The following is a 17026-nucleotide window of genomic DNA, read 5'->3' on the forward strand; positions in this document are numbered from 1 at the left end:
CCTACGATTCGTTATCAAGCCGGGTGCCGCACGCACCCGACCACTCAAGTGAAGGAAGCACCGTGAGCGACACTCGCACCGTCATCATCGTGGGCTCCGGCCCCGCCGGCTACACCGCCGCCATCTACGCCGCGCGCGCCGGCCTGCAGCCGCTGGTCATCGCGGGCTCGATCACCGCCGGTGGCGCTCTCATGAACACCACCGAGGTGGAGAACTTCCCCGGCTTCGTGGATGGCGTGCAGGGCCCTGAGCTCATGGAGACCCTGCAGGGCCAGGCAGAGCGATTCGGCGCAGAGGTGATGTTCGACGATGCTTCGGAGCTCCAGCTCGACGGTCCCATCAAGACCGTCAAGACTGCGCTTGGCAAGGAGTTCACGGCGAAGGCCGTCATCCTTGCGACCGGCTCCGCGTATCGCGAGTTGGGTCTGGACGACGAGAAGCGCCTGTCGGGCAAGGGTGTGAGCTGGTGCGCCACCTGCGACGGGTTCTTCTTCCGCGACCAGGAGGTGGTGGTCGTCGGCGGTGGCGACTCCGCGATGGAGGAGGCCACCTTCCTCACGCGGTTCGCCTCCAAGGTCACCGTCGTCCACCGGCGCGGCGAGCTGCGCGCCTCCAAGATCATGGCTGATCGCGCGATCAACGACCCCAAGATCGAGTTCGCCTGGCACTCAGAGGTGGCCGGGCTCGACGGTGACGCCAAGCTCTCCGGCGTGCGTCTGCGCGACGTCACCACAGGCGAGGAGCGAACGGTCCCCGCGACCGGGCTGTTCGTGGCGATCGGCCACGTTCCTCGCTCCGAGCTGGTCGCCGGCGTCGTCGACACCGATGCCGAGGGCTACGTGCAGGTCATCGGCCGCACCACGGCGACCAACGTCGAGGGAGTCTTCGCGTGTGGTGACCTCGTCGACAACCGTTACCGCCAGGCGATCACCGCAGCCGGATCGGGCTGCGCGGCCGCTCTCGACGCCCAGCACTACCTGGACGCACTCGCCGACCTGGAGTCGAGCGGTTCAGAGGTGCCCGCTGCCGTCGTGACCGAGGAGGCGCCCGCAGGGGCCGTACCCACGACGCCCATCGCCGCCACCGAGGACACGTTCCAGGACGAGGTCATCAAGTCTGACGTTCCTGTGATCGTGGACTTCTGGGCGGAGTGGTGCGGTCCCTGCCGTGCCGTCGCCCCGATCCTTGACGAGCTCGCGGAGGAGTACGCGGGCCGCATCAAGATCGTCAAGGTCGACACAGATGCCAACCCGCAGCTCGCCATGGCCTACGGCGTGACGTCGATCCCTACGATGAACGTCTTCAGGGGGGGCGAGCTCGTCCGGTCGGTCGTGGGCGCCAAGCCCAAGCCGGCCCTGAGCGCCCTGTTCGACGAGGTCATCGCCTAGGACTCCGTTGCTGGAGGGGCCGGTTCCGCGAGTGCGGAGCCGGCCCCTTCGTGCATCGGCCCGCTCGTGTGTATAGTGACCTATACGGATAGTTCGCTATACAAGGAGGAATCATGATCGTTCGTCGGATTCTCACAGGCGTCACCGGCGTGGCGGTCGCAGGCACGGTCGGTGTTCTCGCGTGGCTCCTCTCGCCCGTCGCCCCCCTCCTCTCCGGAATCGTGTTCGCCGCCACGGCACTCCCTTTCGGAGTGGCGCTGAGCTGGATCCTCATCATCGCGCCCAAGACGGTGCCGGAGTCGCCGCACGCGTCAGACTCGGTTGAGACCACCTGGCTGAACAGGGCCCTGGCCGGCACCGCCAACGATCTGGTGATCGTGGTCGGGCTCAGCCTCGCAGCCGTCTCCATCACCAGGGTGGAGCTGCCAACGGCGCTCGTGCTGCTGGCCATTCTGCTCATCGCCTTCACCTCCACCATGGCTCGCTATGCCCTCGCGCGTGGACGGGCAGTCCGGTCGTGAAGAACTCGGTGCGAGAGCGCCGTCAGCAGGAAGGCTGGTCGCAGGCTCACCTCGCGGACTTGGTGGGCGTCACCCGCCTCACCGTGATCTCCATCGAGAAGGGTCGGTTCGACCCGAGCCTGCCGCTGGCCTTCCGCCTCGCCTCCCTCTTCGCCGTCCCCATCGAGGAGCTCTTCGAACCGGAGGGCTGCGACGCGCCACCCGCGCCGCAGTAGCGGGGCTTCACCCGAGTCCACCCGTGGCCTTGGTGGCACCCCTCTGCGAGCACCGGCCCAGCCTCTTCGCGTGGACGCCCTGGCGCGTGGGAGACTTGCCCGCATGACTACACCCGACGGCCCCGGAACGCGACTGGACCCCTGGTTCGACTCGTATGCCGCCCGTGCCCACGCGATGCGCGCGTCGGAGATCCGGGCGCTGTTCTCCGTGGCCAACAGGCCCGAGGTGGTGTCACTGGCGGGCGGCATGCCGTACATCGGTGGGTTGCCGCTCGAGGAGATTGCCGAGATGACTCGGCGGCTGGTCCTCGAGCAGGGCGAGGTCGCGCTCCAGTACGGGTCCGGCCAGGGGGATGAGGGCCTGCGTGAGCACATCACCCAGGTGATGGCGCTCGAGGGCATCTCGGCGCATCCGGACGATGTGGTGGTCACCACCGGCTCGCAGCAGGCGCTGGACCTCGTCACCAAGATCTTCATCGATCCCGGCGACGTGGTGGTCGCGGAGGCACCGTCGTACGTGGGCGCTCTCGGCGTGTTCCGCGCGCAGGAGGCGGACGTGGTTCACGTCGCCATGGATGCGGACGGGCTGGTCCCGGAGGCGCTCGAGGCGACGCTCGTCCGGCTGCAGTCAGAGGGCCGGCGGGTCAAGTTCCTCTACACGGTGCCGAACTATCACAATCCGGGCGGGGTCACCTTGTCGCTGGAGCGCCGTCCCCTGATCCTCGAGATCTGCCGCCGCTTTGGCGTACTCGTGCTCGAAGACAACCCCTACGGGCTGCTGGGCTTCGATCGTGACCCTCTGCCTGCACTGCGTTCCATGAGCGAAGATGGCGTGATCTACCTGGGGTCATTCTCCAAGACGTTCGCTCCGGGCTACCGTGTCGGGTGGGCCGTCGCGCCCCACGCGGTCCGCGAGAAGTTGGTGCTCGCGTCCGAGGCTGCGATCCTCTGCCCCTCGAATGCGTCGCAGTTCGCGATCAAGGCGTACCTCGACCACGCCGACTGGCAGGGTCAGATCAAGAAGTTCCGCGAGCAGTACCGCGAGCGTCGCGATGCGATGATCTCCGCCCTCGAGGAGCACATTCCCGATGCGTCGTGGAACGTCCCCGACGGCGGCTTCTACGTGTGGGTGAAGCTCCCCCCGGGCCTCAATGCCAAGTCGATGCTTCCGCGCGCGGTCACCGAGCGCGTCGCCTATGTCCCCGGCACGGCGTTCTACTACGACGGCCAGGGCGCGGACCACATGCGGTTGTCCTATTGCTACCCCACGCCGGAACGCATCAAGGAGGGCGTGCGACGACTGTCCACCGTCGTCGACGCCGAGCTCGAGACCGTGCGCATCTTCGGCACCGACGAGGGCACGGGCGGCGACACCGTCGAGTTCCCCTCTCCCGACATCGCATGAACCCCTTCGCAACCGACCTCAGGAGGCTCCCATGGACGTGCTGATTCTGGCAGGAGGCCTGTCTCACGAACGCGACGTGTCGCTGCGGTCGGGCCGTCGAGTCGCCGAGATCCTCCGCGACCGCGGCATCAAGGTCCAGGTGCAGGACGTGGACACTCGTCTGCTCGGCACACTATCGTCCCTGGCAGATGGCGTGGTATGGCCCCTTCTCCATGGCTCCTCCGGTGAGGATGGATCGCTCCAGGCACTGCTCGAGCTGGCAGGCGCGCGCTATGTGGGGACTCGCTCGAAGGCCGCCCGCGTCGCATGGGTGAAGCCCGTCGCCAAGGCCGTGTACGGCCGAGAGGGGGTGCTCACCCCTGACTTCGTCACACTTCCGCAGTCGCTGTTCCGAGAAGTGGGCGCCGAACAGGTCATGGACGCCATCGTGGCGCGGTTCGGCCTGCCGCTCGTGGTCAAGCCCGCTCGAGGTGGCTCGGCGCTCGGAGTGTCGCTGGTGACGGATCGTGCTCAACTGTCCCGCGCGATGGTGCACTGCTTCGCGTACGGGGACAACGCGATGGTCGAGACCGCCGTGGCCGGCACGGAGGTCGCGGTCTCGGTCATCGGCACCGGGAGCGAGGCCACCGCCCTGCCTCCGGTTGAGATCGTCTGTGACGGTCCGTACGACTATGACGCCCGGTACAACGCTGGCCGGGTCCAGTACTTCACGCCGGCCAGGCTCGAGACGGCCGATGCCGCCCGCGTCACCGAGGCGGCCCTCACCGTCCATCGGGTCATGGGCCTTCGTGATCTGTCCCGCGTCGACATGATCCTGGACCACGAGGGCAATCCACAGGTGCTGGACGTCAACATCGCGCCAGGCATGACCGAGACGTCGTTGCTGCCCCAGGCAGCGGTCGCCGACCCGCGAGACATCGGTGAGATCTACGAGGACATCGTCCGCGCCGCGCTCGTCTGAGCGCAGCAGACCGGGCCTTGCTCCACCCCTGGTAAAGATGCCCTACGGGGCGTCTGCACCGCCCTGAAGAACACCCGGGTCCTTCGGGTCGAGCACGCCGACGATGCGGTTCAGGTCCTCCACCGACGCGAAGTCGATGGTGATCTTGCCGCGAGCCTTGCCCAGTTGAATCTTGACGCGCGTGTCGAAGCGGTCGCCCAAGCGCGAACCGAGCTCGTCGAGGGCAGCCGTGCGTCCTCCCGCTCGCACCTGGCCACGCGTGGGCTTCGGCTTCTCCACGCCCAGCGTCACGGCCTCCTCGGTCGCGCGGACCGACAGGCCCTCTGCCACGATGCGCTGAGCGAGGGTCTCCATCTGATCAGCACTCTCGAGCCCCAGCAGCGCACGGGCGTGACCTGCGCTGAGCACGCCGGCAGCCACGCGTCGCTGCACGAGCGGCGGGAGGCGCAGCAGGCGCAGCGTGTTGGTGATCTGCGGGCGTGAGCGACTGATGCGCTCGGCGAGCTGCTCATGGGTGATGCCGAAGTCGTCGAGCAGCTGCTGATAGGCGGCGGCCTCTTCGAGGGGGTTGAGCTGGCTGCGGTGAAGGTTCTCCACCAGCGCGTCGCGGAGCATCGCGGTGTCGACCGTGTCGCGCACGATCGCGGGGATGAGCTCGAGCCCGGCCTCGATGGTCGCCCGGAGGCGACGCTCTCCCATGATGAGTTCGTAGCCAGTGCCATCCGGGTGGGGTCGCACGACGATCGGCTGCAGGACGCCGATCTCCTTGATCGAGCCGATGAGTTCGGCCATCGCGTCTTCGTCGAAGACATCACGGGGCTGATGGGGGTTCGGAGTGACCGAGTGGGGATCGATGCTGGCGAACCTCGCACCTGGCACGGGGACCAGGTCAACGTCGTCACGAGTGCCGCTCGACTCAAAGAACACATCATGCGGGCGCTCACGCTGCGCGCGCCCGTTGCCGCTCGTCGGGACCGTGCCGTTCTCCGTGCCGGGCCCCTCTGTCGAAGAGGAACTGTCCTGATCGGTGCCGTCGGGCTCGCTCGGAATCAGGGCGCCGAGTCCTCGACCGAGGCCGCGCTTGGGCTTGCTCACTGGTGCTCTCCTCTATGCGTGGCGGTGCCCCGAGCCGCGATCTCCCGGGCCACTGCCGTGTAGGCGACGGCGCCGGTGGAATGGGGGTCGTGCGTGATGACGGTCTGACCAAAGCTGGGGGCCTCAGAAACGCGCACGCTGCGCGGAACGGTGTGCTCGAGTGTCTCGTCAGGAAAGTGGCTGCGAACCTCGGACGCGACCTCCCGCGCAAGGTTGGTGCGACCATCGAACATCGTGAGCACGATGGTCGACACCACGATGTCGCGGTTCAAGTGCTTCTTGACCATGTCCACCGTCTTGATGAGCTGCGTCAGACCCTCCAGCGCGTAGTACTCGCACTGGATGGGGATCAGCACTTCGTGAGCGACCACCATGGCGTTGAGAGTCAACAGTCCGAGGCTGGGCGGACAGTCAATGAACACGTAGTCGAGGCGCTTGCCTGGGCCGGCGAGGAGATCGTTCACCGCGCCGTGGAGACGAAACTCCCGTCGCACGATGGACACCATCTCGATGTCGGCGCCAGCCAAGTCGATAGTGGCCGGGACGCACCACAGGGTGGGCAGGTCCGGGCATCGCTGGGCGACGTTGGCCATGGGCTCGTCGTCGAGGAGGACCTCATAGATCGAGGGCGTGCCTGACCGGTGGTCCACGCCGAGCGCAGTCGAAGCGTTCCCCTGAGGATCGGCGTCGATCACGAGCACGTTCGCGCCACGCTTGGCTAGAGCCGCTGCGATGTTGACCGTCGAGGTCGTCTTGCCCACTCCGCCCTTCTGGTTCGAGACCGCGATGACACGGGTGTGCGCGGGGCGTGGAAAGTCGGACTTCTCCAGCTCACGGCGGAGGCGCTCTGTCGCGATCAGCTCGTTGGCCAGGGGGCTGCCTTCGTCATGGTCGAGCCCGCCGAACGCGTCGGTCGTTTCACGTGAAACAGTGGTGCTCTCCGCCGACGGCGCCGCCGGACGAGCCGGCAGCTCGGCGCCCAGGTCAGTGGCGCCAATCGTGGGCTCTGTCACTGTTGTCCTTCCGCTTGTTTCACGTGAAACAGTCTCCGCTGGAACTGCACTCGCACGACTCTACCGGTTCGTCGCGACCGGCGTCCCCTGTGGATGAACACGGGGGAGAACCTCGATTTCCCGTATGAACGGGGTGTGGATAACTATGGGGATAGCGCCGGCAGCGCCAGCCGGTCGATCGAGGCGGACCACGCCGCTCACCCGGTGCGCTGAAGCCGCACGACCGTGGTGGGAGCGAGGCCCGGCAGCGTCGGCGCCGATTCGACCGATCCCACGAAGCCGAACTTACGCAGCACATACTTTGCTCGCTCGAGTTCATCGGGCGCGCTCTGGCCCTTCAGCAGCGCCATCTCGCCACCATCCGCCAACAGCGGCGCACACCACTTGACGAGCTTGTCGATGGGGGCGACGGCACGCGCCGTGATCACGTCAGCTTCCACCACCTCCCGGACCTCCTCAGCCCTGCCGCGCACCACGGTGACATTGTCAATACCGCAGTGCTCGGCAGCCTCGAAGAGCCAGGTCGTGCGGCGCTCCATGGGCTCGACGAGCACCACCCGGCGTTCCGGCAGCATGGCGGCAATCACGAGCCCGGGAAGCCCAGCACCGGAACCGACGTCGACGATCGTCCCGTTGCCAAGGAATGGGGCCACGGCAGCCGAGTTGAGAATGTGCCGCTCCCAGAGTCGGGCCAACTCGCGTGGCCCGATCAGTCCGCGCAACACGCCTTGGTCGGCCAACATGAGGGCAAAGCTCTCAACCCGGGGGTAAGCGTCACCGAAGAATTCACGCACGCCATCGCTCCGATGGAGCGGGTCTTCCCCCAGGTCCCCACCGGCACCCTCGGGCCCTCCGTCGTTCGTCACGATCCCCACCAATGTTTCACGTGAAACGGGTCACGCCTTCGGCGAGACCACGACATGGCGGTCGGGGTCTTCACCCTCTGACTCGGAGCCAAGTCCAGCCTCGAGCACCACGTCGTGAACGACCTTGCGCTCGAAGGCGTTCATCGCGGGCATGGCGACGCTCTCGCCGGTCTCGCGGACCTTCGCGATCGTCTCCCGTGCCTGCTCCGCGAGGCGTTCGCGTCGGCCCGCACGGAAGTCGGCGATGTCGAGCATGAGGCGACTCATCTCGCCGGTCTCGGACTGCACCGCGAGGCGTGCCAGATCCTGCAACGCATCCAAGACTTCACCCTCGGGGCCGACCAGTCGCTTCAGGTCCTGGTGCGGCCCCTCCGAGACCACAGCCACCTTGGCGCGGCCCGCCTCAACAGAGATGTCGATGTCGCCATCCATGTCCAGGATGTCGAGCAGCTCCTCCAGGAAGTCTGCTGCTGCGTCGCCTTCCGCCTCGAGGCCGGAAACGTTCTTCGATTCAGTCATCGGTCGTCCTTCTTCTCTGCATCAGGTGCTGCGTCGTCGTCGCCCGTGCCTGCGGACTCATCGGCGGGGTCGCTGGGGGAGGACTGGCGTGGTGTGCCCTTCTTGCGCTGCGATCGGGGTGCACCCTTCTTGGGCTGCTGGCGCTGGCGGGGCTCCTTGGCCTCCTCGATAGCAGTGACGTCCTCGGACGTCCCCTCGATGACCACGCCCTTCTTTCGGGCCTTGGCCTCCCTGCGCGCCTTCAGCGCCTTCTCGGCCTCGGACCCGGGGGTGGGGTTGTTGCGGATCACATAGAACTGCTGACCCATGGTCCACAGGTTGGTCGTGGTCCAGTAGATCAGCACACCCACGGGGAAGTTGGGCCCGGTGATCACGAAGATGAACGGCAGCGCATACATGAGGATCTTCTGCTGCTGAGCCATGGGCCCCTCGAGCGCCGAGGCGGGCATGTTCTTGCGGGTCAGCTGACGCTGCGTGAGGAAGGTTGTGGCCACCATGGCGATGATCAGGACCGCGGAGACGACCTTGACTGCGGCGTTGTCCGATGTCAGGAACGTGTCAGAGAGCTGCGCACCGAAGATCGACGCGTCATGCGCCTCTGCGGCGAGCTCAGCCGTCAGGAGACCGATGGGCTTGGCTTCAGTGGCGCTCTCGATACGACCGTTCAGCACACGGAACAGCGCGAAGAAGATGGGCGCCTGCACCAGGATGGGCAGGCAGGACGCGAACGGATTCGTCTTGTGCTTGGAATACAGCTCCATGGTCTCGCGACTCATGGCCTCACGGGATGCCTGGTCCTTCTTGCCCTTGTACTTGTTCTGCACAGCCTTGAGCTCGGGTGCGATCACCTGCATGGCTCGCGACGCCTTGATCTGCTTCACGAACAGTGGGATCAGCAGGATGCGGATCGTGACCACGAGGCCCACGATCGACAGTGACCAAGCCCATCCAGAGTCAGACGCCATCCCGAGCTGCGTGAACACCCAGTGGAAGCCCACCATGATGTTGGCGACCACCCATTCGAGTGGATAGAGAAAGGAGAAGAAGCCGTCCACTGCGATCCTTACGTAGTGCTTGCCGACGCCGGTGCGTCTGAGGAAGTCTTGTGCGGTACCCGCGCGAAGAGCGGGGCGCCCTTCGCGGGCACATCGTCAACGCCTCCGTGACTCCAGGGGTTGCAGCGCAGCACTCGCCACGACGCGAGCACGAAGCCCCGCATCGCGCCATGCCGGCGCACCGCCTCGAGTCCGTAGTGGGAGCAGGAGGGGTAATACTTGCAGCGTGGGCCGAGCAGGGGAGACACCGTCAACTGGTATAGACGGATGATCCCCACGAGCAGCAGGCGCGGCACCGATGCCACTGCCCGCGCGACCCCCTCGAGCCTGCTCATAGTGCCGAGAGCTTTCGGGTGGCAGTTCCCACAGCGTCCGTCACGTCGGCGCGAAGACGCGCGAAGTCGACCTCGGCGGAGCGCGGGAGGGCACGGATCACCACGGCAGTGCCGTCGGGGAGAGTCGGCAGCACCTCACGCATGATGGCGCGCAAGCGCCGCTTCACGCGGTTGCGGATCACGGCACCTCCCACGGCTTTAGAAACAGCGAAACCGGCGATGCTCTGAGCATTGCCGGTTTGCCTCATGTGCACGACGACGGTGGCCCGACCGCTCCGGGTGCCCAGTCGCATCGCGGACCGAAAGTCCGCGGCGGCCGTCATCCGAGAGCGGGCCGGAAGCACCTTACGCCGACAGCTTGCCGCGGCCCTTACGGCGACGCGCGGTCAGAATCGATCGACCGGCACGCGTGCGCATGCGCAGACGGAAGCCGTGCGTCTTGGCGCGCTTGCGGTTGTTCGGCTGAAAAGTCCGCTTGCTCACGGGTCACTCCACGGGAATATTGGGTACGGGCAGAAAGCGCACTAACGTTACGCGTCAGCGAGCGCAGGGTCAAGTCGCCGCGCACGCATTGGATGCCCGGCCTGAACAGGATAGGCTCCACCAACACGGAGACCAACCCGGGCAGCGACACGCGCCGGCGAGGTAACGAATGGGTGACAGGCTCTCAACGTCCTGTGCACAACCATGTGGAGAAGCCGGAAGGAGAGTCGATGGCCACCCCACCCGGCGCCGAGTCCATGGATCAGGTCTGGGCTCGCACGATCGACTCTCTTCGCCAGAGCGACGCTGTGACAGCCCAACACCGCTCGTTCATCAGGCTCATCAAGCCACTCGCCATCGTCGAGGACAACGTCTTCCTCGCAGTGGCGGAAGACTTCACCAAGAACTACGTCGAGACGACCATCCGCGAGCTGCTCACCCGAGCCCTCTCGGACATGATCGGTCGCGAGGTTCGGATCGCCGTCACCGTGGACTCCTCGGTGAGTCCGCCGGAACCGAGCACCCCGGTGGACGACGACCCCCCGCAGCGGCGCTCCAGCGCTCCCGCGCGTCAAGAGCCGGAGCCGGCGTACGAGGATCCTCATCTCAACCCGCGCTACACCTTCGACACCTTCGTCATCGGTTCCTCCAACCGGTTCGCTCACGCGGCAGCCCTCGCCGTGGCGGAGTCCCCGGGCAAGACATACAACCCACTCTTCATCTATGGGGACTCGGGCCTGGGCAAGACGCACCTGCTGCACGCGATCGGTCACTACACCCGGCACCTCAAACCTCAGACGCGCGTGAGGTACGTGAACTCCGAGGAGTTCACCAACGACTTCATCAACTCGATTCGCGACGATCGATCGCTGAGCTTCAAGCGCAACTACCGCGAGGTCGACGTGCTGCTCATCGACGACATCCAGTTCCTGCAGGGCAAGGAGCAGACGCTCGAGGAGTTCTTCCACACCTTCAATGCGCTGCACAACGCAGGCAAGCACGTGGTGATCACGTCCGACGTCAGTCCCCGCAACCTCGACGGCATCGAGGAGCGCATGCGCACGCGCTTCGAGTGGGGCCTGATGACCGACGTGCAGCCCCCCGACCTCGAGACCCGCATCGCCATTCTTCGCAAGAAGGCCGCCGCCGACGACGTGCAGGCTCCCGGAGACGTTCTCGAATACATCGCCTCCAACATCACGAGCAACATCCGCGAGCTCGAGGGAGCACTCATCCGGGTCACTGCATTCGCAGCGCTGAACAAACAGCCGGTGGACCTCTCGCTCTCGCAGGTGGTGCTCAAGGATCTGATCTCCGACGACGACTCGGAGATCACCGCCTCGACCATCATCGGCATCACCGCCGACTACTTCGGCATCTCGATGGAGGAGCTCACCGGTACGAGTCGTAGCCGCGTCTACGTCACTGCGCGTCAGATCGCGATGTATCTGTGCCGCCAGCTCACGGACCTGTCGCTGCCCAAGATCGGCGAGAACTTCGGTGGCAAGGATCACACCACCGTGATGTACGCCGTCAAGAAGGTGGAAGACCAGATCGCTCAGCGCCGGCAGATGTACAACCAGGTCAACGAGATCCACGCGCGCATCAAGCAGCAGTCTCGCCGCTGACCGCTCCGCGGCACAGCTCCCGCCTCACCCCGTCACGTGACGGCTCCTGTCTCGCGCCGTATCACATCCTGCACACATGTGGATAACCCTGTGAGTAAAGGTGGAGACAGACCGGCGTCCACAGGGACAGAACTGTGAGTTTCGGGGACAGCCTGTGTACGAAGGATCGTCGTCCACCGCGACGAATGACAAGAAGCACCGCGTCTCCCGAGCCGATGCACATGGCAACACCCGGGTCTACCAGGGACGCCACACGTTGTCCCCAGTTTCCACGTCCCCTATGACTACTACTCACTCTTGTCATTACGCGTGCATGTGAAGGACCTTCATTTCCACAGCGACCTGTTCGCCCTCGTGTGCGTTCCGACCGCTTGCCGTGTCGTCGCCGTGGCGTAGTCTGTCCGTCAGTGACATCAAGGAGCACCTGAATGAAATTCACCGTCGATCGCGACGTGCTCGCCGACGCCGTCGCGTGGACCTCGCGCGCTCTTCCGGCGCGCCCGCCGGTCCCCGTTCTTGCCGGAGTGCGCATCACGGCCGATGCGACCGGTGAAGTGACGCTCGCCAGCTTCGACTACGAGGTCTCGGCTCGGGGCACGTTCGCCGCCGACGTCGATGACGCTGGAGAGGTGCTCGTGTCGGGGCGTCTCCTCAAGGAGATCGCCAACGCGCTGCCCCACAAGCCGGTCGACTTCGCCCTCGAGGGAACCAAGGTCTCGGTGACGTGTGGCGCCTCGCGATTCACGCTCGCGACGATGCCCGTCGACCAGTACCCCGCGCTTCCCGAGCTTCCCGCGCAGTCGGGGACGATCGACGGCAGCGACTTCCAGCGGGCAGTGGCCCAGGTGACGGTCGCCGCGTCCAGGGACGAGACCCTGCCGATCCTCACCGGAGTGAGAGTCGAGATCGAGGGATCCCACATCTCGCTGCTTGCCACCGATCGCTATCGCCTCGCGCTGCGGGAGATGTCCTGGAAGCCGTCAGCCTCTGACGCATCGGCCGTCGCCCTGGTGCGTGCTCGCACGCTGAACGACACCGCGAAGGCTCTGGGTGCCGGTGACGTCACCGTCGCCCTCAGCTCGGGCACTGGTGTCGATCTCATCGGCTTCGAGGCAGCGGGTCTCACCACCACGTCGCTGCTGATGGATGGCGACTACCCGCAGGTACGGCGCCTGTTCCCGGACGAGAGCCCCGTGACCGCGGTGGTCAAGACCACCGAGCTCATCGAGGCCACGCGCCGGGTGTCGCTCGTCGCAGAGCGCAACTCTTCGGTGCGTCTCGCCTTCGCCGAGGGGGAGGTCACACTCGACGCTGGACAGAGCGACGATGCCCAGGCATCCGAGGCGCTCGAATGCCAGCTCGAGGGTGAGGCCATCACGGTCGCCTTCAACCCGCAGTATCTTCTCGATGGCCTCGGCGCGCTGTCGACCGAGTACGTGCGCCTCGGCTTCACGCAGGACACCAAGCCCGTGGAGTTCGTGGGGCTCACCGCGCCCGGCGGAGAGCTCGCGTCTGACTTCCGCTACCTGCTGGTGCCCATTCGCATCCAGTCGTAGCGTGCGCGTCACCCACCTGCACCTGACTGACTTCCGTTCCTACGCGGAGCAGGAGATCGAGTTCGGCCCGCGTGTGACCACGCTGGTGGGACGCAACGGTCAGGGCAAGACCAACGTGGTGGAAGCCGTCCGGTACCTGTCGAACCTGTCCTCTCACCGGGTGGCGGCCGATGCCCCGATGGTCAGGCAGGGCGCGGAGCGTGCGGTGGTGCGGGCCAGGGTGGAGAAGTCCGGGCGGTCACTCGCCATCGAGGTCACCCTCAACCAAGGCCGCGCCAACTCGGCTCGGTTGGGGCGGTCCCACGCCAAGCCACGCGATCTGCTCGGAGTGCTGCGCACGGTGGTGTTCGCCCCCGAGGACCTTGCGCTCGTCAAGGGCGATCCCTCGGGCCGCCGCCTGTTCATGGACGAGCTGTGCGTGGCCCTCCAGCCGGCCATCGCGGGCGACCACTCCGACTACGATCGCGTGCTGCGCCAGCGATCGTCCATGCTCAAGACCGCGAAGAATGCTCGTGGCGATCTCACGATGCTCGACATCTGGGACGAGAAGTTGGCCGGGCTTGGCGGTCGCATCATGGCGGCGCGACTTCGGGCCGTGCGTCTCCTCGCTCCGCACGTCGCCGCGGCCTATGAGGCCGTCGCCCCCGGAGGCGGTGACTGCCGTGTCTCCTATGCGACGGGGCTTGCGGAGGCGGACGGCTATGCGGCCGATGCGTCGGCGGCAGACCTTGGCGCAGTGCTGCTCGCACGGCTTCAGGAGTTGAGGCCCAAGGAGATCGAGCGTGGTGTCACCATCGCGGGGCCTCACCGAGATGACCTCGACATCGCGCTGGGGACGATGCCGGCGAAGGGATATGCCAGTCACGGCGAGTCGTGGTCGTGCGCACTCGCACTCCGGCTCGGTTCGTATGAGCTCCTCACCAGGGACGGTGGACCGGATGCGGACGAGGACGGCGAGCCCGTGCTGATCCTCGACGACGTCTTCGCCGAGCTCGACACCGGCCGGCGGGCGGCCCTCGCCGCGCGTCTGACGGCGGCGAGCCAGGTCCTCATCACTGCTGCCGTCGCAGAGGATGTGCCGGAGGCGCTGCGCGGCGAGGTGCTGCGGGTCGTCGACGGCACTGTCGTCAAGGACGATTCCACAGCCACGAGCGAAGAAGCGGCGCAGCATGACTGATCGCCTGCCACCCGGGGACTCCGAGCAGACACGCAGCACCGATGAGTGGCGCGACGACATCGCGAACGACGAGGCCGACGACTCCGCGGAGCCTGCCGAGCCTTCACACTCTCCCCATGACTTGGCGAAGGCGGCGATGGAGCGCGCTCGCGCATCGGCCCGTCTTCGGGGCGCGTACCGTTCCAGTCCCAAGGCGGGAAGACGTCAGCGCGAAGAGAAGCGGCGCTCGTCGCGTCCGTTCTCCTCGGGACGGGATCCGGCGGCGATGTCGGAGGCTGTCGAGTCGCTGCTGCGACGCATGGGGTGGACCGAACAGATCGAGGTCTCTGGGGTCACGGCGAGATGGCGCGAGGTCGTGGGCGATCAGATCGCCGACCACTGCGAGCCGCTGACCTTCGAGGACGGCGTGCTGACGGTGAAGGCCACCTCCACGGCGTGGGCGACGCAGCTGGGGATCATGTCGGGACAGATCCGCCACCGCATCAATGAGGAGTTCGGCCGCGAGATCGTGCGTGAGCTCAAGGTGTCCGGACCCACCACGCGGTCGTGGACACGGGGACAGCGCACCGTCCGCGGACGGGGCCCACGCGACACCTACGGGTAGCCACCGGCCCGCCTCGAGGGGCACTCCGCGCCGCGTCGCTCAGATTGCGCAGTCACGACTTCCCCACAAGTGGCATCCACACGCGAAATTTCGGCCCTAGAACCGTCTAGAATGGTCACCAGTACGTCGCGGGCTGTCTCAGCCCGCGTGAACCGCTTGAAAGGCGAAATCTGTGGCCCAGAACGACGCGCCCGAGGCGCAGCCTGCGTACGGTGCTGCGAACATCACCGTCCTGGAGGGCCTCGAAGCGGTCCGCAAGCGCCCGGGCATGTACATCGGATCCACGGGCGAGCGCGGCCTTCACCACTTGGTCTACGAAGTCGTGGACAACTCGGTGGACGAGGCGCTCGCCGGACACTGCGACACCATCACCGTGACGCTCCTGCAGGACGGCGGCGTCCGTGTCACCGACAACGGCCGCGGCATCCCCGTCGATATCCACCCCACCGAGCACAAGCCCACCGTCGAGGTCGTCATGACGATCCTGCACGCGGGCGGCAAGTTCGGCGGCGGCGGCTATGCGGTCTCCGGTGGTCTGCACGGCGTGGGCATCTCCGTGGTGAACGCGCTGTCCGCCCGCGTGGAGACCGTCGTCAAGCGCCAGGGCAACGTGTGGACGCAGGTGTTCGCCGACGGCGGCAAGCCTCAGGGCACTCTCGAGAAGGGCGAGCTCACCGACGACACGGGCACCCAGCAGACGTTCTGGGCAGACCCCACGATCTTCGAGACCACGGTCTACGACTTCGAGACGCTGCGCGCACGCTTCCAGCAGATGGCCTTCCTCAACAAGGGCCTGACGATCTCGCTCACCGACGAGCGTCCTGAGCACATCGCCGCAGACTCGGACCCCGACGCGGACGAGCATCCCACGTCGCGGGTGGTGACCTACCGCTACGACGGTGGACTCGTCGACTACGTCACTCACCTCAACGACACCAAGAAGTCGGAGAGGGTGCACGCCGACGTCATCTCTCTCGAGGCCGAGGATGTCGAGAAGAAGATCGCGCTCGAGCTCGCGATGCAGTGGACCAACGGCTATTCGGAGTCGGTGTTCACGTACGCGAACACGATCGCGACCACCGAGGGCGGCGCTCACGAGGAGGGCTTCCGGGCGGCGTTGACGTCGCTCGTGAACCGGTATGCGCGCGAGAAGTCGCTCCTGAAGGACAAGGACGAGAACCTCACGGGCGACGACGTCCGCGAGGGCCTCACCGCCGTCCTCTCGGTCAAGCTCGGCGAGCCGCAGTTCGAGGGACAGACCAAGACCAAGCTCGGCAACACCGAGGCCAAGACGTTCGTCCAGAAGATCGTGGGTGAGAAGCTCACCGACTGGTTCGACGCGCACCCGCAGGATGCGAAGGAGATCATCCGCAAGGCGATGCAGGCCTCGCAGGCGCGCCTCGCGGCGCGCAAGGCACGCGAGGCCACTCGCCGCAAGGGCCTGCTCGAATCGGGCGGCATGCCGGGCAAGCTGCGGGACTGCTCGTCGAAGGACCCGAGCATCTCCGAGATCTTCCTGGTCGAGGGAGACTCGGCAGGCGGGTCCGCGGTGCGCGGACGCAACCCCGCGACCCAGGCGATCCTTCCGCTGCGCGGAAAGGTGCTGAACGTCGAGCGTGCGCGCCTCGACAAGGCCCTGGCGAACACCGAGATCCAGGCGCTGTTCACGGCCTTCGGCTCGGGAATCGGCGACGAGTTCGACCTCGACAAGTCGAGGTATCACAAGATCGTGCTGATGGCCGATGCCGATGTCGACGGCCAGCACATCCGGACGCTGCTGCTGACGGTGCTGTTCCGATACATGCGACCGCTCATCGAGGCCGGCTACGTGTATCTCGCACAGCCACCGCTGTACAAGCTCAAGTGGTCGAACTCGGATCACCAGTATGTGTTCACGGACCGCGAGCGGGACGCCTTCCTCAAGGAGGGCCTCGCCGCCGGCCACAAGATCCCCAAGGACAACGGCATCCAGCGGTACAAGGGTCTGGGTGAGATGGACTACTCGGAACTGTGGGAGACCACCATGAATCCCGAGACCCGCACGCTGCTCCAGATCACCATGGACGACGCCGCACTCGCGGACGAGACCTTCTCCATCCTGATGGGCGAAGACGTCGAGTCGCGACGCAACTTCATCCAGCGCAACGCGAAGGACGTGAGGTTCCTTGACATCTGAGATCCACAACCATGGCCGCATCGACAAGG

At 66.2% G+C, this 17026-nt stretch carries 18 protein-coding genes; 10 read left to right on the forward strand and 8 right to left on the reverse strand.

From position 1 onward, the window contains the following. Window positions 1-62: 62 nt before the first annotated feature. The 5 genes from trxB to AOP72_RS12620 all read left to right on the forward strand — a co-directional run bounded on the left by trxB (window position 63) and on the right by AOP72_RS12620 (window position 4490). Window positions 63-1388, forward strand: coding sequence for a thioredoxin-disulfide reductase (trxB, locus tag AOP72_RS12600; protein ID WP_084631957.1), 1326 nt, complete (start codon window positions 63-65; stop codon window positions 1386-1388). A 113-nt stretch (window positions 1389-1501) separates the two neighbouring features. After that, complete coding sequence (locus AOP72_RS12605; protein WP_062137774.1) at window positions 1502-1909, forward strand: hypothetical protein; 408 nt, start codon at window positions 1502-1504, stop codon at window positions 1907-1909. Further along, complete coding sequence (locus AOP72_RS12610) at window positions 1906-2124, forward strand: helix-turn-helix transcriptional regulator (RefSeq protein ID WP_062137777.1); 219 nt, start codon at window positions 1906-1908, stop codon at window positions 2122-2124. Before AOP72_RS12605 ends, AOP72_RS12610 begins: the two co-directional genes overlap by 4 nt. Window positions 2125-2227: 103 nt before the next feature. Continuing rightward, window positions 2228-3529 (forward strand): aminotransferase-like domain-containing protein, encoded by a 1302-nt coding sequence (locus AOP72_RS12615; protein ID WP_062137780.1) that lies wholly within the window; start codon window positions 2228-2230, stop codon window positions 3527-3529. A gap of 31 nt (window positions 3530-3560) precedes the next feature. Continuing rightward, a complete protein-coding gene (locus AOP72_RS12620; RefSeq protein WP_062137783.1) occupies window positions 3561-4490 on the forward strand; it encodes a D-alanine--D-alanine ligase family protein in 930 nt (309 codons plus the stop codon). A gap of 42 nt (window positions 4491-4532) precedes the next feature. Here AOP72_RS12620 and AOP72_RS12625 read toward each other — a convergent pair whose 3' ends face one another. The 8 genes from AOP72_RS12625 to rpmH form a co-directional block, all read right to left on the reverse strand. Then, window positions 4533-5585, reverse strand: a complete 1053-nt coding sequence (locus AOP72_RS12625) for a ParB/RepB/Spo0J family partition protein (protein ID WP_062137786.1) — start codon at window positions 5583-5585, stop codon at window positions 4533-4535. After that, on the reverse strand, window positions 5582-6598 hold the full coding sequence (locus AOP72_RS12630) for a ParA family protein (protein ID WP_084631959.1): 1017 nt from the start codon (window positions 6596-6598) through the stop codon (window positions 5582-5584). Before AOP72_RS12630 ends, AOP72_RS12625 begins: the two co-directional genes overlap by 4 nt. Before the next feature lie 197 nt (window positions 6599-6795). After that, on the reverse strand, window positions 6796-7464 hold the full coding sequence (rsmG, locus tag AOP72_RS12635; protein WP_238581703.1) for a 16S rRNA (guanine(527)-N(7))-methyltransferase RsmG: 669 nt from the start codon (window positions 7462-7464) through the stop codon (window positions 6796-6798). A 30-nt stretch (window positions 7465-7494) separates the two neighbouring features. Beyond that, complete coding sequence (locus AOP72_RS12640; RefSeq protein WP_062137789.1) at window positions 7495-7983, reverse strand: Jag family protein; 489 nt, start codon at window positions 7981-7983, stop codon at window positions 7495-7497. Next, window positions 7980-9038: a membrane protein insertase YidC gene (gene yidC / locus AOP72_RS12645; RefSeq protein WP_084631960.1), complete on the reverse strand. Its 1059-nt coding sequence runs from the start codon at window positions 9036-9038 to the stop codon at window positions 7980-7982. The genes AOP72_RS12640 and yidC overlap by 4 nt, the downstream gene beginning before the upstream one ends. A gap of 8 nt (window positions 9039-9046) precedes the next feature. Continuing rightward, a complete protein-coding gene (gene yidD / locus AOP72_RS13310) occupies window positions 9047-9373 on the reverse strand; it encodes a membrane protein insertion efficiency factor YidD (protein WP_084631961.1) in 327 nt (108 codons plus the stop codon). Further along, window positions 9370-9717 (reverse strand): ribonuclease P protein component, encoded by a 348-nt coding sequence (gene rnpA, locus AOP72_RS12650; RefSeq protein WP_084631962.1) that lies wholly within the window; start codon window positions 9715-9717, stop codon window positions 9370-9372. The genes yidD and rnpA overlap by 4 nt, the downstream gene beginning before the upstream one ends. 1 nt (window position 9718) lies before the next feature. Then, on the reverse strand, window positions 9719-9856 hold the full coding sequence (gene rpmH / locus AOP72_RS12655) for a 50S ribosomal protein L34 (protein WP_062137792.1): 138 nt from the start codon (window positions 9854-9856) through the stop codon (window positions 9719-9721). Window positions 9857-10086: 230 nt separating this feature from the next. Between rpmH and dnaA the strand changes: the two genes are divergently transcribed. The 5 genes from dnaA to gyrB all read left to right on the forward strand — a co-directional run bounded on the left by dnaA (window position 10087) and on the right by gyrB (window position 16997). Next, complete coding sequence (dnaA, locus tag AOP72_RS12660) at window positions 10087-11484, forward strand: chromosomal replication initiator protein DnaA (RefSeq protein WP_062137795.1); 1398 nt, start codon at window positions 10087-10089, stop codon at window positions 11482-11484. Window positions 11485-11912: 428 nt separating this feature from the next. After that, a complete protein-coding gene (gene dnaN / locus AOP72_RS12665) occupies window positions 11913-13040 on the forward strand; it encodes a DNA polymerase III subunit beta (protein ID WP_062137797.1) in 1128 nt (375 codons plus the stop codon). 1 nt (window position 13041) lies between these two features. Then, window positions 13042-14217 carry a DNA replication/repair protein RecF gene (gene recF, locus AOP72_RS12670; protein WP_062137800.1) on the forward strand — a complete coding sequence of 392 codons (1176 nt, stop codon included), beginning with the start codon at window positions 13042-13044 and terminating at the stop codon, window positions 14215-14217. After that, entirely contained in the window at window positions 14210-14821 is a 612-nt protein-coding gene (locus AOP72_RS12675) for a DciA family protein (RefSeq protein WP_062137803.1), read from the forward strand. Before recF ends, AOP72_RS12675 begins: the two co-directional genes overlap by 8 nt. Before the next feature lie 172 nt (window positions 14822-14993). Then, the gene (gene gyrB / locus AOP72_RS12680) at window positions 14994-16997 is read left to right on the forward strand and encodes a DNA topoisomerase (ATP-hydrolyzing) subunit B (RefSeq protein WP_062137806.1); all 2004 of its coding nucleotides are present in this window, start codon (window positions 14994-14996) and stop codon (window positions 16995-16997) included. Window positions 16998-17026: the final 29 nt, after the last annotated feature.

Origin of the sequence: Demequina aestuarii, from assembly GCF_000975095.1 — a bacterium.
GTDB classification, from domain to species: Bacteria; Actinomycetota; Actinomycetes; order Actinomycetales; family Demequinaceae; genus Demequina; species Demequina aestuarii.

What these genes read in the sequence shown, in the direction of transcription:
- yidD (WP_084631961.1), bottom strand. Translation starts at nt 9,373, where the DNA reads ATGAGCAGGCTCGAGGGGGTCGCGCGGGCAGTGGCATCGGTGCCGCGC.
- dnaN (WP_062137797.1), top strand. Translation starts at nt 11,913, where the DNA reads ATGAAATTCACCGTCGATCGCGACGTGCTCGCCGACGCCGTCGCGTGG.
- AOP72_RS12605 (WP_062137774.1), top strand. Translation starts at nt 1,502, where the DNA reads ATGATCGTTCGTCGGATTCTCACAGGCGTCACCGGCGTGGCGGTCGCA.
- AOP72_RS12620 (WP_062137783.1), top strand. Translation starts at nt 3,561, where the DNA reads ATGGACGTGCTGATTCTGGCAGGAGGCCTGTCTCACGAACGCGACGTG.
- AOP72_RS12675 (WP_062137803.1), top strand. Translation starts at nt 14,210, where the DNA reads ATGACTGATCGCCTGCCACCCGGGGACTCCGAGCAGACACGCAGCACC.
- AOP72_RS12640 (WP_062137789.1), bottom strand. Translation starts at nt 7,983, where the DNA reads ATGACTGAATCGAAGAACGTTTCCGGCCTCGAGGCGGAAGGCGACGCA.
- dnaA (WP_062137795.1), top strand. Translation starts at nt 10,087, where the DNA reads ATGGCCACCCCACCCGGCGCCGAGTCCATGGATCAGGTCTGGGCTCGC.
- AOP72_RS12615 (WP_062137780.1), top strand. Translation starts at nt 2,228, where the DNA reads ATGACTACACCCGACGGCCCCGGAACGCGACTGGACCCCTGGTTCGAC.